Below are 15,081 nucleotides of genomic sequence, written 5' to 3' on the forward strand. Positions count from 1 at the left end.
ATCGAGCCGGCGCCGAGATTGGGAGTTCTGTCAGTCATGCCGCCGTTTCGCATAATCGTGGACGCCGCGCGAGACCGTTCAGCGACCTTGCGCTTTGCTTGGCCGCGACGCCACGCGCTCGGCTCGCGCGGGCCCTAGCTCTGGGCATCGGTACGGCCGGCACCGCCATCCCTGTCCGCGAAACGGATGCGGAGAATGGGCAGGTCGGCCAAGTCCATGTCGCGCTGCCAGGTCGAGATGATCGTTCCCTTCCAGGGATTCGCTGGGTCGCTTTCGAAGCTGGCGGTGACCGCGAGGCCATTCTCGAAACGGCGATATTGGAGGCGCTCGAGCAGTTCGGCGGGGAGGAGATAGGCTTCCCCGAAGCCAGTTGCGGCTTCGAAAACGGGCGTGCCGTTCATCGAAAAAGCGGGGCCGCTCTCGCTGCCGCTTCCTTCGGTGATGACGAGATCGTCGGGCTTGCGCACCTCTTCGAAGTGCGGCCAGCGCCAGCCGCGCACCCAGTCGGGAGAAGCGGTCGTGGCAAGCACGAGCAGCGGGCGGTTGCCGGCCTCGCTGATCGCGCGGCTGCCGTCGCGCACGGCGTGCCAGAAGGTCTCGGGCGTCCGGCCGTCGCGCGCTTCGAACGACGCCTTGCCGAGAATATCGGCCCAGATGCCCGCCGCGATCTGCGTGGCCACGACGTCGCTCCACCAGCCCTCTTCATCGGCGATCGGATAGCCCATGGGCGGATCGACGAAATTTCCTTTGCCGAGGCCGCTTGCGCGCAGGCTCCGTTCGGGCAGCTCGCTCTGGGTCGCCTCGATCGCGCGGAACTGGCTGAGCGGAAAGCGGACGGGCGCGAAGGCTTGCCTGTCGGCCGCCCGGGCGAAATCCATCATGCGCCGCGGGTCGATCACGGCCGCGGCGATGGTCCGGATGCGATGCGCCCGAAGCGCCTCCAGGCTGGTCTCGATCAGCGCCCTCGTCTCGGCGAGCCGTTGCAAGAAGGGCGCGGCGTCGGCTCCGCCTATCCTTGCCAGCAGGTCCATATGCTGGTCGGCGTCGACAATTTGCGCTGCCGCAAGCAGCGCCTCCAGATAGCTCTCGCGATCGCGCAGCGCATCATCGTTCGGATCGGCGAGCATCGCTTCGAGGTCGCGGGCGACCCCGCCGCGGGATTGCGCCGCCATCAGCGTGACGACATGGGCTTCGGCGAGATCGCCGAACGACAGCCCGCCGCTCGAGCTATAGAGGCGCCACGAAACGGTCGGCGGCTCGCCGAACCGGCTGAATTCGTCGAAGAGATGTTCGAACATGCCAGCATAGCTCTGTCCGTCAACCGGATCACCGCCGCTGCGGATCCGCAGCAGCGAGACGAGAATGTCGGCGTCGGTGAACGGCTCGTCGCCGTGGTGGCCGATATCGCCGCGATCATGCGGCTCATTGCGAAGCAGCATCCGCGCAGCACGGGTCGCGGATTCGGCGGCCCCGGCGTTGAGGGCCCAGTGGATCGAGGCGCTGGCGAGAGCCACGAGGTGGTCGCGCCACGCATTCTGCATGATCGCGCCGAACACGATCGCGGGGGATGGCGGGGGATCCGCCGGGAAGAGGGGAGGCATGGCGATTTCGGCCCACGGCTGCCGGGTCGAGGGCAGGGTGAGCATCGCGCTCTGGTAGCGCCAATGGTTGCCCGCAATATCCCAGGCCCGTTCGGCCTGGACCCGCCAGTGCAGCAGCAGGTCGCACGTCCAGCTCGTCGCCGACAGATCGCCCAGCCAGATCGCGCGCCCCGCGAGCGAGGCCGTCTCGCGCAGATGCTCCGCCACATTGCCCGCGATCCGCTGGAAATCCCGCCAGCTTCGCTCGCCGCGGCTGCGCCAGTCCGGGCCGATCGCGATGGCGTGGAAGAGCCGTTCCCACCCGGAGGCCATCTCGCGCCAGGCGCGCGCATAATTTTCTTCCTGCCGCGACAGGATGAAATCGCGCGAGATGCCGGCCTCGTCGGGGCGACTGCCGCGATGTTCGGCGACCGCCCATTCGGTCAGGCGGTACCCGAGATAGCCAGCCATCATGATGAGCGGACGAAGTGCATCGGGCGGCGCGACACGCGCGGCGCGGCCGTAGATCCGGGCAGGGGCATAGGCCATTGTCCCGACAAAGGCTGGCTCGTCCGACAGGCGCTCGACCGTCCGGGAAATCAAGTCTCGATAGGCCTGCGCCCAGGAAGGGCCGAGCGTCTCCATATGGCCGAACATGCCATGACCCGATCCCCGGACGGCATAATTGAAGTCGGCGTCCGGACGCTGCGCGAGCTCGTAGAGGAAGACGTGAAAGTCCATGATCTCCCTGAGCTGCGCGGTAAACTCATTATGCTGGCGGCCGTCGACGAGCGCGATCAGGTCGGCGATCATCTCCTGGAGAAGGCCGGCCGATTCGCCGATCTCGCCGCCGTTCGCCCTCGCATCGCGGTAGATAAAGGCAGCTCTTACGCCGATGCGCTCGAGAGCGCCGAGCGGATGGGTCGCCCGCGCCAATATCTGCACGCTGTCATACTCCTGCCCAGGATGCGGCGTGAGGACGAGATCGTGCCGGGCGTCGCGTGCGAGCGGCTCGACGTCGCGGAGCCAGGCCCGGACCACAGGCGTCAGCAGGAAAGGCTTGATGTCGACCAGCCGCTTGGCCGATCGGAATGACCGCCTAACCTCGGCTGTGCCCCAGTCGGCATAAGGGGTGTACCAGGTGCGCGCGCCCTGTTTCTCGTCATGACTGTCCAGCGGCAGTCCGCGCGGCAGATAGCCATGCGGAACCGCGCTTTCCCAGCGCTCCTGCATCAGGATGCTGCCTAGCTCGCGCGGCCAGACCACATTGGCGACATAAGCTCGCATCAGCGGCGTGCGGCGCCCCGGATGCAGGAAAGCGATCGTGCGCAGGATGAAATACGCAAGCGCGCCCGCGTTGACGATGAACCAGACGAGATTGACCAGCGTTGCCGCGGCCGCATCCTGCTGCGGGGTCAAGGATGCGAACACGAGCTGGATCGCGACGGCGACGCAGAGGAGGAGCGAACTGAGGCCGACGAACACCGCTGCCGATGCGTCGATATAGATCGTCAGGCGTGACGCGAAGGACGCCCGGCCCTGATTGAGGAGGCCGACGAACGCGATCACGAGCGGGAAGACCAGTCCGACCAGGGCCGCCTGAACACCGAGAATCCCGACATTGACCGTCCAGAAGTCCCGGATGCTTTCGGCCGCATCCCCGGGAAGGTTGATTGCGGGCAGCCAGTCGCCGCGGCCAAGCGCGACAGCCGAGGCGTAGGCCAGAAAAATCGCGACGAGCGCGAGGCGCGCGTGCCGGGTCGACCATAGCGCGGCGCGCTTGAGCAAGGGGTATCGATAGGCTCGCGCGGCAGGATTGGTGTGCATGTGCTCGCCGACGAGGCCTCGCACGATCTCTGCCAGGCCCGGCATTTGCCACCCCCAGAGCATCGGCAGGACAAGCCGTGCCTGCCTGCCTGCCGCCCGCCACCTCGGGGCGATCGCCTTCCATTGCATCATTCATCTCCCCTCGCGCGGCATCGGCCCTACCCAATCCCTCGATCACCGGCCAGCACCACCGCGGCGCTGCCCGACAAAAATGAGCCAAAGCGGAATGATCGGGGTACCGCTCGCTCGATGACAGGACGCTCGAGGCGATGCCGTACCGGAATGCCGAGCGTGCTGCTTCCTACCTTGTCACCGATTTCCCGGTCGCCGAGCCGATGCGTCTTGCCGGCGTCGCCGGCAAGACGGCCGCGTATCGAGCGCGACATCTGTCGAGCGCGCTCTGGCCTCGCAGGCTCGGCCAAAGGGTCGCGCGTATTTGGGCCGCGCCAGCGCACTTCGGCAGGGGGTCCTTGCGGGGCGGCGGCTAGCACCTGCTGCGGGTACGCGTCGCTTCGCGCCGTCCGGCCATCGCCGGGCGATGACCGGCCCGCGGCAGGCGCACCGCACGCCGCCCCGCTGCGGGCTCGCCAAGAGCGCGTCTTTCCTCGGCCCTTCGGGCGGTGCGCCGCGCGCGGCGCGATTGCCGGAAGGAGGGCGAAGTAACATGTGCCGCGCTCGGGCATCATCTGGAGAGGAGCGGCGAGAAAGCGGCGCGGCGGCCCGCCGTCCGGCGGCGTCCGGGTGATGGCAGATGGCGAACGGATGGGCGCGCGATGGCGCCGTGCAAGATCAGATCGGCGATACGGTGTCAAACGCGGTCAAGCTTGCCCGGCTGCGCCTGTCCGTGGGCGGGGGCGCGGAATTTTGCGGCGATTGCGGCGACCGCATTCCGGAGGCGCGGCGCAAGGCGCTGCCCGCGAGCCGGACGTGCATCGGTTTGCCAGTCGTCGCTCGAAGCGACCCGGCGTCATGCGGGAATCAAACGTCGCGGAAGCAAGGATAGCCAGCTCCGCTGAGAAGCGGATCCACGGACGGAGGTTCAGTGTCCGCCGATTATGATCATGGCCGCCGCGACGGACTGCGCCTCGCGCTCGCGATCCTCGCCGCCGAGGAAGCCCGATCGGCGCCGCTGCTTGGGGATAGCCTCGCATGGCGCACGACCAAGGGTCGCGAAGTCCGCCGCAAGTCGTTTCAGGTCGCGCAAAAGCGGATCCAGACCGTCCTCGGCAAATTTGCCGCCGACGACCGCGAAACGGTTTTGAAAGGTGCACGGGCGACGCGGAGATCATGGGTCTGCCGCTGCCATGTACGACGATCTCGTGATGCCGCGGCTCGGTTTTCCTGGTCTCCGCTGGTGACCCCGCGGCACACGAAGTCAGCTCATTCCGCACCCGCGGCCTGCTTCGGTTCGAGTATAAGCGTCCGACCTTCGACCCGCCAAGGCACACAGAGCTCGCCGTAGCGTCAGGGCAAGCCCGTGTCGCGCAATTGCATCCATTATGATTCCATCTCCGTGCCATCCGCCGCTTGACTGCACATTGGCAGTCGTCGAGATGCCGGAGGAATCGACGCAACCCAGGTTAACTTGCTGCAACCGCGGCAAGAGAGGTCGGTTTCAGCAGCATGCTACCACCAACCGACGACAGTTCCCATCCTCTGGCTCAACGCTTCCAGAACTTCATCCGTTCGCCGGATTTTCCGTGCGTCGGAGCGAAGTCGGCGCTGGCGCGAAGCCAGATCCGTTTCGTGGTCGGCCGCGACATGCGCTCGGCATGGGACGATTTGCGCATCTACCCCAATCTCCTCGATCTCGCCTGGAGTTATGCGCGTTCGCCGAGCCTCTTCCATTCGCTCGTGGTGATCTTCGAGGAGGATGGTGGGCTCGACGAGCAAGCGTTCGAGACATGCCTGTGGGAGCGTATCGACTCGCTGAGCCGGAAGGACGACTGGGCGGGCCAGCCGCCAGATCCGCGCGTCAGCCACAGTCCCGATGACCCGCATTTCTCGCTGAGCTTCGGCGGTGAGGCCTTTTTCGTCGTCGGCCTCCACCCCCGAGCCAGCCGTCCCGCGCGCCGCTTCGAACGCCCCGCACTGGTGTTCAACCTCCACGACCAGTTCGAGAAACTGCGCGAGGCCGAGGTCTATGAGACGATGCGCGGGAAGATCATCGCACGCGACATCGCCTTGGCCGGAAGCGCGAACCCCATGCTTGCCCGTCACGGCGATGTGTCGGAGGCACGGCAATATTCGGGGCGGGCTGTCGGACCGGATTGGCGGTGTCCCTTCTCCGGACGTAACGCGGCGCCTTGAGCGCCTCTGCGCAGCCTATTTTCGCGGGCGGCGCGGCGCCAGCTCGAAACTCTCCCCATCGCGCAGCGCGTGAAGCGTTGCGCCGTGAAGCGACACGATGCCGCCGGACGACGCGCCCGCCGCGGCGGAATGGCTCGCCCGCGACGCGTCGACGATCGTGACGCCGCCGCTTCCGATCACCCGCGCGGTGCCGGCTTCGATCCGGAGCGCGGTGTCCTCGTCGATCCCGATTCCGAGACAGTCGGGACGACGGCTGATCGCGCCGAGAAGCCGCCCGATGCGCCCGCGCTCCGCGAAATGCTGGTCGATGATGCAGTCGGGGATGAGGCCAAGCCCCTTCGCCAGTTCGATGTCGTCGATGCGCGGCGTCTCTTCACCGCTTCCGCCGACGAGCATCGTCTCTCCCTGCACCGAGGCTCCCGCCGACGTTCCCGCGATAAGTCCCCCGCGATCGTGCAGCGCGTGAATGGCCGCCTCAATCGGCGTATCTCCGGTCAGGCTCATGAGGCGCGACTGGTCGCCGCCGGTGAAGAAGATACCGTCGGCTTGGTCGATCATCCGTACACGCGCCGGATCCCGGGCTTGATCTCGATCATCGAGGTAAAGCTCGACGAGCCGGCCGATCCCAAGCGGCGCAAAGCCCTCGCAATAGGCCTCGAAATATCCGTCGCGCTTCGCGCTGGCGATGGTGGCGATGACGAGCGTGCCTTGGCCCAGTTCTGCGGCGATAGCGCCGAGTATCTTGCGGCTGCCGTCCTTGTCTTCATGGCCGCCGATCACGAAAAGAGGGCCGCGACTATTGGGCATGATGATCCTTCCAGACGATGGCGGAAACCGGAGCCATTCCCTCGCGCGCATAGGCGGCGGCGAAATGCGGACTGTTGTGCGCGATGCCGATCGCGCCGTCCCGGTCGAGAAGGATGACGCCCGCCTCGGCTCGGAGGCGCGCCATCGGTTCGAAAATCGTTGTAACCGCCGCGCTGGCGCTCATTGTCTCGAGCGCGCGCATCACGCGCGCGGCAAGCAGCGTCCGTGCGATCGCCTCACCGTCGCCCGAAAGCGACACCGCGCCCATGCCATCCTCGGCATAGAAGCCGCAGCCGGGAAGGGGTGCGTCGCCGACGCGCCCGGCGAGCGTGCCCGCCAGTCCGCCGGTCGATGTAGCCGCGGCAACATGTCCCGCCCGGTCGCGCGCAACGCAGCCAACCGTATCATGGTCGCTCTCGCCCGCTGTCGCCGGGCGCATGGCTTCCATGGATTCTGCGATACCACTCGCTCGTGCGAACGCCTCGGCGCCGGCACCGACGAGGAGCACGGGCGGCTCGCGAAGCATGGCATGCGCCGCTTCGACGGGATTGTAGAGGAACCGCACGCAAGCAACCGCGCCGACGTCGAGGGTGGCGCCATCCATGATACCCGCGTCCATCTCGACCTCGCCGTCGGCATTCGCCACCGATCCCCGGCCGGCGTTGAACAGCGGATCATCCTCGAGCAGGCAGACCGCGGTCTTGACCGCCTCGAGCGCGCTGCCGCCACGCTCCAATATCATCCTGCCGGCTTCCAAGGCTGCCGCGCACCCCTCGCGGCGCGGCGCCTCCAGTGCAGGAGGGATCCGGCACGCTCCGCCGTGGACCGCGATCGCCCAACGTCCGTCAGCCATGCGCCGCCTCCAGCAATCGGGCGTCCTCAGGACCGGCGCCCGCCGCCCAAGCTTCGACGATCCTCCATATTCCGTCGACGTCGGTGGGCGTGAGCACCACGATATCGCCGGGGCGCGCGGCCGCAAGACAAGCCGAGGCAGCGTCATACTCACCATCGTGCATGCCGATCGCGGCCGCATCGAGTCCTGCTGCGAGGGCGCCCTTGCGCATCAAGGCATTGGCTTCGCCGGGTGGGCGTCCCCTGAGGTCAACATTCTCGCGCAGCATCAGGACGTCGAACATCCCGCCCGAGAGAGCGCCGATATCGACGAGATCGCAATCGCGCCGGTCCCCCGGAATGCCGATCATTCCGATCACACGGGTGTCGCTGTCGCCGCGCATCGAGCCGAGCAACTCGGCGAGCGCGGTAAGCGCGGCGCGGTTGTGGGCGTAATCGACGACGATCCGCACGCCATGCGCCTCGGTAAGGCTGAGACGCCCCGGCGAATCCTCGAAGCTCGGGCGAAAGGAGGCGAGGCCGGCAGCGATCGTGCCCGGAGCAACTCCATAGGCTGCCGCCATCGCGGCGGCCGCGGCGGCATTCTCGACGTTGAACCGGGCGGCGCCGTCCAGTGTCGCCGGTATATTCGCGATGGGAATGATCGGCATGGATTCGCTGCCCCGATGCAGCATGAGCGTTCGGCGCTCGCAGCTTACCGCCAGTCCGCCACTCTCGAGATGCGCTTGGATCGGTGCCAACGCATCCGCTAACGCTCCGCCGGTGAACCAGACGATCCGTCCGCGGGCGCGGCGTGCCATCCGCACGGTGAGCGGGTCGGCGCCGTTGAGAACGCAGGCGCCGCTCCTCTTGACGTTGCGGGCAACGATCGCTTTGACGCGCCCCAGGTCGGCGAGCGTCTCGACGCCCTTGAGGCCGAGATGGTCGGGCGTGACGTTGAGGACTGCCCCCACGTCGCACGCGTCGAAGGCGAGCCCCTCGCGCAACATCCCGCCGCGCGCGGTCTCGAGAACCGCCGCTTCGACGCGGGGGTGGCGCAGCAGCATGCGCGCGCTCTTGGGACCGCTCGCGTCGCCCCCGGCGCTGCGCGTCTCGCCGACATAGACGCCCGAGGTACAGGTGAAGCCGGTCGTGAGGCCATGGTGTTCGAGGATCCGCGCGAGCATGCGCACCGTCGTCGTCTTGCCGTTCGTTCCGGTCACCGCAAAAACGGGGATGCGGCTCTTTTGGCCCGTCGGAAAGAGCGAGGCAATGATCGGCCGCGCAACGTCGCGCGGCGTCCCTTCCGATGGAGCAAGATGCATGCGAAGCCCGGGCGCGGCATTGACTTCGACGATGCCGCCCCCCGACGCACGGACGCTTTGGGCGATATCGGGGACGATCATGTCGATGCCGGCGACGTCGAGGCCGAGCGCGGCGGCGGCGTCGATCGCGATCGCCGCATTTTCGGGATGAATGACATCGGTGCGGTCGATCGCGCTCCCGCCGGTCGAGAGGTTGGCGGCGCCGCGGAGCGTCACGATCTCGCCTGCCTTGGGCACGCTCGCGAGAGTGAACTTCGTCTCGGCAAGAAAGGCCTCGAGCGCGGCGTCGATGCGGATCCGGGTGAGAACGGCCTCATGCCCGACACCGCGGCGTGGATCGTTGTTAACCGCCTCGATCAGATCCGCGATGCTGTTCCTGCCATCGCCGGTCACATGCGCGGCGACACGCTCGGCGACCGCGACCACGGATGTGCCGACGACGAGAATGCGGTGATCGGCTCCGACGAGCTGCTGCTCGACGATGACGCGCGGTGCGATGGCTTGCGCTCGCTCGAAGGCGTCGCGGAGAGCTTCATGGTCCGCGACGCTCGTGGTGACGCCGCGGCCCTGATTGCCGTCGAGAGGTTTGACGACGACGGGCCAGCCGAGCTTTAAAGCAGCGCGTTCCGCCTCGGACACCGTGCGCACGAGGTGGCCGGACGGCACCGGGATGCCGATGCCGGCGAGCATCTCCTTGGCGGCTTGCTTGTTCGCGGCGAGTTCGGCGCCGATCAGCGATGTCGCGCCGGTCACGCTCGCCCGAATGCGGCGCTGGCGGTGGCCGGTGCCGAGCTGGATAAGGCTTGCCTTGTCGAGCCGCAAGACGGGGATATGCCGGCGCCGCGCTTCGGCGACAAGCGCCGCGGTGCTGGGGCCGAGCCCGTTCTTGCGGACGATCGCTCGAAGCGCGCCCACCCTCGTGTCTGTATCGGTCGCCCTGCCGTCCAATTCCGGGGCGATACGATCGAGCCCTTCGGCACCCTGCATCGCAGTCGGAAGCAGCGCGTTCACGAGTTCTATGGCTGCCCGCCCGGCGGCAAGGCCGCTCGGCGCATCGGCGTAGCAGTAGAGAATATCATATTGGCCCGGCTTGCCGCGCACCCTGCGCGTCTTGCCCCTCGTGACCGCGGCCCCGGCGCTGGTCTGCAGCTCGATCGCCACATGTTCGATGATATGGCCGAGCCGGGTTCCGTCGGCGAGCCGGCGGAAAAAGCCGCCAGGCGCGCCATAGCTGCAGCCATGGTCCGCGAGGCCGGGAAGCAGCGATCGCAGGGCGTCGCCGAAACCCGGCAGGCGGTCGCTCGGATAATCGTCGAGCATCCCGAGATCGACGCGGATCCGGATCATCGGACGCCGGCTGTAGAGGTTGGGGCCGCGATAGACCGAGCGATCGAGCACGCGCAGCTGGGCGAAGCTCAATGCGCCGGCCTTGCAGGGGGCAGCGACCGGTTCCCGCGGTCGAGGGGCGCGGTTCGAGCCGGGGCGCGCGAAAAGATGGGGCCGGAAGGGGAGAGGGGAAAGGGCGGCATGCTTGTCCTTGGGTTGGGTCCTGCAGCTGCCAACGCGAGCGGCTGGGCGCGGTTGCCGGGGTTAACCTGGATCATGGCGATTGTTCCCGGCGGGTCGGCAACTGCACGCGCGGAGGCGCGTTGGGAAAGCAGGCGATGACGCATCTCCTGCCAGAGCGGGGCGCGCCCTTCGGGCTCGACTGTTCTCCTCTGAAACCCGTCTCGAGGGGAAGAAGGGCAAGGCCGATGCGCGCGACTGTTCTTCATTCGGGGGGGACCGGACAGAAGGCACAACGATGAAATTCGACAGCGAGACCAGCTTCCTTACCGCATTCGACAATGAAGAGAGCCGCCACGGAGGGCCCATTGCCGGTATCGCCGCGCGCGCCCGTCGCCTCGCGCTCATCGGTTGTTTCCGGCCGCGCCAGTGTGGGATCGCGACCTTCACCGCCGACATTTACGACCATCTGAAGGTCGCGCGCCCGGATATGGCGATCGATGTCTATGCGATGGCAGCCAGGCCGGGCGATGCGAGCGATTCAGCGGCCGCCCGCGGAATCGACGAGCGCGATGCCGACGGCTATCGCGCCGCAGCGGAGGCGATCAACGCGAGCGGTGCCGACGCCATATGGCTCCAGCATGAATTCGGGATTTTCGGGGGTCCCGCGGGCGACATGATACTGGGGCTCGTCGACCGCGTTGCGGCGCCGCTAATCGTCACCTTCCATACCATCCTCGCCGAGCCGAGCGCCGACCAGCGGCGCGTGATGGAGCATCTCGTCGCGAAGGCGGCGAAGCTCGTCGTGATGAGCGCCTTCGGCCGCGAGACGCTGATCCGCGTTTATGGCGCGAAGGCCGAGCGCATCGAGCTCATCGAGCATGGCACCCCCGACCGGGCCTTCGAGGCATGTTCGCCGCTTCGCGAGCGGCTCGGCCTTGCGGGCCGTCCGGTCGTCTCGACCTTCGGCCTCCTCGGCCCGGGCAAGGGGCTCGAAGCGGCCATCCGCGCGCTGCCGGCGATCGCCGCCCAATATCCCGACATTCTCTATCGGATCGTCGGCGCCACCCATCCCAATCTCGTCGCTGCCGAGGGCGAAGCCTATCGGCAGAGCCTTGCCGATCTCGCCGAGGAGCTCGGCGTCGCGGACAATATCGCTTGGGAAAACCGCTTTCTCGACCTGCCCGAACTCCTGGAACAGATCGAACTTTGCGACATCTATCTCGCGCCTTATCCCAATCTCGCGCAGATCACCTCGGGTACGCTCGCCTATGCGGTGGCGCTCGGCCGCGCGGTCGTATCGACGCCGTTCGTGCATGCGCGCGAACTTCTCGCCGACGACGTGGGCATCCTGCTCGGCGGCGCTGACAGCGACGCGATCGCCGAGGCGGTGCTGCTGTTGCTCGCGCACCCAGGCGAACGGCGCGCGCTCCAAGAGCGCGCCTATGCGCGCGGCCGGTCTACCGCCTGGCCGGTCATCGCGGCGCGCTTTGCATCGCTGATCGAGACCGTCGCGGCCGTGCCGGCGCGGCGCGAACCCCGACGGATGTTCCCCTCCTTCGCCGCGATCCGCGCGCTCTCGGACGATGTCGGCATATTGCAGCACGGGACGGGGCTCATTCCCGACCGGAATCACGGCTATTGCATCGACGATAATGCGCGCGCGCTGATGCTCGTTAATACGAGCCCGTCGCTCGGCGAGGAGGAATATGGCCTGCTCTTCGCGCGCTACGCCGCCTTCCTTCACCATGGTTGGAACCCCGATCGCGGGCGCTTCCGCAACTTCATGGCCTATGACCGGCGCTGGCTCGAGGACGAAGGGTCCGAAGACAGCAACGGGCGAACGCTCTGGGCGCTCGGCCATGGCGCAGCGCACGCGCGCACGCCGGAGCTTCGCGCCTGGTGCGCGGGACTATTTGCGCGAACCGCCCCGTTGGCGGCGGGCCTCAAGAGCCCGCGCGCGATTGCATTCGCACTTCTCGGAGCCGACGAACTGCTGGCGCGGGAACCGGACAATGCCGAGGCAGGCGCGATCGTCGAGCGCGGTGGCGCCTTTTTGCACGCGCTCTGGCGAAGCGCGCGGCGGAGCGGCTGGGAGTGGTTCGAACCCGCTCTCGCCTATGACAATGCGCGGCTAGCCGAGGCGCTGCTGCGCGCCGGGCGGCGGATGGACTCCGTTCCGATGGAAGAGGCCGGCATCGGGGCGCTCGACTGGCTCTGCGACATCCAGACGAGCAGCGAGGGTCATTTCCGCCCGATGGGCTGCGAAGGCTTCGGCGCCGAGGGCGAGCTTTTTCCGTTCGACCAACAGCCGCTCGAAGCCTGGGCGACGGTCGATGCCGCTGCCGCCGCCTACCGATTGACGGGCAAGCTGCGCTGGCATGACCGCGCCGAGCGGGCCTATGGCTGGTTTCTCGGCGCGAACGACCGCGGCGCGGTGATCGCGAGCTCGGCTACGGGGCGCTGCTGCGACGGGCTGACCCGTCACGGGGTCAATTCGAATGTCGGGGCCGAGTCCGCGCTGGCTTTTCACCTTGCGCACCGCGCGATGGCCGATACATTCTGGACGCGGGGGATAGCGAAGGACACCACCGCCAGCGATGTTGATCTGCAATCCGAACCACACGCCGCTGCACATTCTTCATGAGAAGCTTGCGGCCGACCCTGCGCGGGTCGTGCTCAGGCCCTTCCACCTCGCCTGGCAGTCCAATGTGTCCGAGCCGTCGCGGGCGGCGCAGCTCGCCGCCGACATATTGGCGATGGACGAGGAGGAGGCCGAGGCACAGCTCGGCCTCGTGTGGAAGGATTTTTCCGAGCGTCACTGGCAGATCGGCCGGATCTTCGACGAACGCTTCGCCGAGGTCGCGGAAGATCTGGAGCTCGATCCCGCCGTCGTCTCGCCGGTCAAGCGGCGGCTGATCGGCGCCTATTTCTGCCACGAATATAGCTATGCTGCTGCGGCGCTCATGAACCCGAGCGTCGTCCCGCATCCCGACCAGAGCGGGCTTGCCGCCGACCAGCAACGCTTTCTCATGTCGATGCGCGCGGTCGGCGAGGGCCATATCAGCTCGGTCGCCTTCCGCGAGGGGATCATCGGCGAGGGCGGCGACTTCACGCTTTGGCCCCAATCGGGACCCGCGATGGCGGCGGTTGCCGACGACCGCCACCAGCTTGGCGATGACGGCAAGGTGAATGTCCACCGCCAGCCCGACAGTGCGATCTCGAACAGCGTTCTTTTTCCGATGACCGAGGCGCAGCGCGGCGGCATCGAGGATCTGCGTCTGGTGCCCTTCGTGCACGACGATGGCCGCACCGAATATATCGGCACTTATACCGCTTATTCGGGGCAGGCGATCCGCTCGGAACTCCTGCGCACGACCGATTTCTCGGGCTTCTCGCTCGAGCCTCTGTCGGGCCGCGCCGCGCGCCACAAGGGCATGGCGCTGTTTCCGCGCAAGGTCGGCGGCCGCTATCTCATGATCGCGCGGCAGGACGGCAAGAACATCACCATCATCGCGTCGGACAGTCTCACCGACTGGGACGACGAGGGACAAATCCTCATGCGTCCCGCCTACGCGTGGGAGCTCATCCAGATGGGCAATTGCGGCAGCCCGATCGAATGCGACGAGGGCTGGATCCTTCTCACGCACGGCGTCGGTGCGATGCGCAAATACAGCCTTGGCGCGGCCTTGCTAGACCGCGACGATCCTACCAAACTCATCGCGCGCACCGAGTGCCCGATCCTATCGGCCGCCGAGAGCGACCGCGAGGGCTATGTGCCGAATGTGGTCTATACCTGCGGCGCGATGCGCGTCGGCGGCGATCTCTTCATACCTTACGGGATTTCGGACAGCGCGATCGGCTTTGCGACGACACCCATCGAGCGGCTGCTCGCGAGCATGCGTTAGAGGCCAGGCGCCTTATTTGAAGGGCGCGGGACGCTCGATCTTCCGCCTGGCGTCGACCGACGCGACGAGCACGGCGCAACACAGGCAGCCATCCTCGTCGGTCACCTCGATCCGGAGCGTATCGACATCGTTGATGAGTTCGGGATTGTCGCCGAGGAGGTGCCCCGCATAGCGGGCCGCCTCGACCCTTGCTGCGGCGGTGTCGGGCAGATCGACGCCCTCGTCGTCGAGCTCGCGCTGGCCGCTGCTGCTATGGAAATAATAACGGGGCATCCAACTTCTCCCACCTTCGGCAACTCACAAGTCTGCCTAGGGTTTCGATCCGGCCACCGCCCCTTCGTCACTGCACCACGACACATGCCGATCGGGCGGGCCTCATGCCCGCCTATGGCGCTCAGGCGGCGGCAAATCCAGCCTTGTTCATCACCGCGGTCACATGTTTGTTGCCGTCGGCGCCGAGCGCCGCCCTGAGGCGGGGGAAGAGGCGCTGCTCCTCCTCCTCGACATGCGCTTCGATCTCGGAGCGAAATTCGCGGACCTTGGCGATCCAGGCGGGGTCGGCGGCGTCCATTTCCGAGAGGTCGAAAAGATATTGCTTCACATAGCCATGGTCGTGAACGAGCTTGTCGGCGTCCTCGATCTGGCCATGGTCGCGCATAGCCGGATAGACGACATTCTCCTCTTCGAACGCATGTTTCGCGAGCGCGTGCTGGAGCTGGACGAGCAGCGTCTTGCGCTTTTTGACGTCGCTCTCGTCGGTTGCTTCGAGCGCGTCGAAGAGTTTCATCGTCAACCGATGTTCGGCCTTCAGGCCCTCGTCCCATTGTCCCTTGAGCGCGGTGAGGCTCTGCACCGCGGCCTTGCGGCCGAGATTGGCGACGAGGCCGACGGCAAATCCCGCTGCGGCCGCACCAAAGAGGAGGGCCGCGTTGCCCTGCGGCCGGCGTGCACTGAAAATATTGAGGGACATGGGAAGGCTCCTTAGAA

At 67.0% G+C, this 15,081-nt stretch carries 12 protein-coding genes; 5 read left to right on the forward strand and 7 right to left on the reverse strand.

The annotated features are described in order from the left end of the window. Nucleotides 1-134 precede the first annotated feature (134 nt). Both ASD67_RS17675 and ASD67_RS23180 read right to left on the reverse strand, forming a co-directional pair. Complete coding sequence (locus tag ASD67_RS17675) at nucleotides 135-3,452, reverse strand: hypothetical protein (RefSeq protein ID WP_156377772.1); 3,318 nt, start codon at nucleotides 3,450-3,452, stop codon at nucleotides 135-137. A gap of 113 nt (nucleotides 3,453-3,565) precedes the next feature. Further along, complete coding sequence (locus ASD67_RS23180) at nucleotides 3,566-3,793, reverse strand: hypothetical protein (RefSeq protein ID WP_156377773.1); 228 nt, start codon at nucleotides 3,791-3,793, stop codon at nucleotides 3,566-3,568. A gap of 365 nt (nucleotides 3,794-4,158) precedes the next feature. Here ASD67_RS23180 and ASD67_RS17685 point away from each other — a divergent pair, with 365 nt between their 5' ends. The 3 genes from ASD67_RS17685 (at nucleotide 4,159) to gntA (ending at nucleotide 5,717) form a co-directional block, all read left to right on the forward strand. Continuing rightward, complete coding sequence (locus ASD67_RS17685; protein WP_327197029.1) at nucleotides 4,159-4,410, forward strand: TraR/DksA C4-type zinc finger protein; 252 nt, start codon at nucleotides 4,159-4,161, stop codon at nucleotides 4,408-4,410. A gap of 39 nt (nucleotides 4,411-4,449) precedes the next feature. Further along, the gene (locus tag ASD67_RS23775; protein WP_235535721.1) at nucleotides 4,450-4,869 is read left to right on the forward strand and encodes a hypothetical protein; all 420 of its coding nucleotides are present in this window, start codon (nucleotides 4,450-4,452) and stop codon (nucleotides 4,867-4,869) included. A gap of 161 nt (nucleotides 4,870-5,030) precedes the next feature. Continuing rightward, the gene (gntA, locus tag ASD67_RS17690) at nucleotides 5,031-5,717 is read left to right on the forward strand and encodes a guanitoxin biosynthesis heme-dependent pre-guanitoxin N-hydroxylase GntA (protein WP_056350099.1); all 687 of its coding nucleotides are present in this window, start codon (nucleotides 5,031-5,033) and stop codon (nucleotides 5,715-5,717) included. A gap of 15 nt (nucleotides 5,718-5,732) precedes the next feature. Here the strand turns inward: gntA and ASD67_RS17695 are convergent, their stop codons facing one another. From ASD67_RS17695 to cphA, 3 genes are read right to left on the reverse strand one after another with little or no spacing between them, the layout of a single operon-like run. Beyond that, nucleotides 5,733-6,524: a cyanophycinase gene (locus ASD67_RS17695; protein ID WP_056350101.1), complete on the reverse strand. Its 792-nt coding sequence runs from the start codon at nucleotides 6,522-6,524 to the stop codon at nucleotides 5,733-5,735. Next, complete coding sequence (locus ASD67_RS17700; protein WP_056350102.1) at nucleotides 6,514-7,377, reverse strand: isoaspartyl peptidase/L-asparaginase family protein; 864 nt, start codon at nucleotides 7,375-7,377, stop codon at nucleotides 6,514-6,516. The genes ASD67_RS17695 and ASD67_RS17700 overlap by 11 nt, the downstream gene beginning before the upstream one ends. Continuing rightward, nucleotides 7,370-10,099 carry a cyanophycin synthetase gene (gene cphA, locus ASD67_RS17705; protein ID WP_156377774.1) on the reverse strand — a complete coding sequence of 910 codons (2,730 nt, stop codon included), beginning with the start codon at nucleotides 10,097-10,099 and terminating at the stop codon, nucleotides 7,370-7,372. The genes ASD67_RS17700 and cphA overlap by 8 nt, the downstream gene beginning before the upstream one ends. A gap of 385 nt (nucleotides 10,100-10,484) precedes the next feature. Between cphA and ASD67_RS17710 the strand changes: the two genes are divergently transcribed. Beyond that, nucleotides 10,485-12,833: a glycosyltransferase family 4 protein gene (locus tag ASD67_RS17710; RefSeq protein WP_082545148.1), complete on the forward strand. Its 2,349-nt coding sequence runs from the start codon at nucleotides 10,485-10,487 to the stop codon at nucleotides 12,831-12,833. After that, entirely contained in the window at nucleotides 12,787-14,094 is a 1,308-nt protein-coding gene (locus ASD67_RS17715; protein WP_056350104.1) for a glycoside hydrolase family 130 protein, read from the forward strand. The genes ASD67_RS17710 and ASD67_RS17715 overlap by 47 nt, the downstream gene beginning before the upstream one ends. Nucleotides 14,095-14,106: 12 nt before the next feature. On the opposite strand, the gene ASD67_RS17720 is transcribed toward ASD67_RS17715, so the two are convergent. Both ASD67_RS17720 and ASD67_RS17725 read right to left on the reverse strand, forming a co-directional pair. Beyond that, nucleotides 14,107-14,367, reverse strand: coding sequence for a DUF6894 family protein (locus ASD67_RS17720; RefSeq protein WP_054728047.1), 261 nt, complete (start codon nucleotides 14,365-14,367; stop codon nucleotides 14,107-14,109). A 121-nt stretch (nucleotides 14,368-14,488) separates the two neighbouring features. Then, nucleotides 14,489-15,064 carry a hemerythrin domain-containing protein gene (locus ASD67_RS17725; protein ID WP_056350106.1) on the reverse strand — a complete coding sequence of 192 codons (576 nt, stop codon included), beginning with the start codon at nucleotides 15,062-15,064 and terminating at the stop codon, nucleotides 14,489-14,491. Between the last annotated feature and the right edge of the window lie 17 nt (nucleotides 15,065-15,081).

Origin of the sequence: Sphingopyxis sp. Root1497 (assembly GCF_001427085.1) — a bacterium.
In the GTDB taxonomy this organism is placed as follows: domain Bacteria; phylum Pseudomonadota; class Alphaproteobacteria; order Sphingomonadales; family Sphingomonadaceae; genus Sphingopyxis.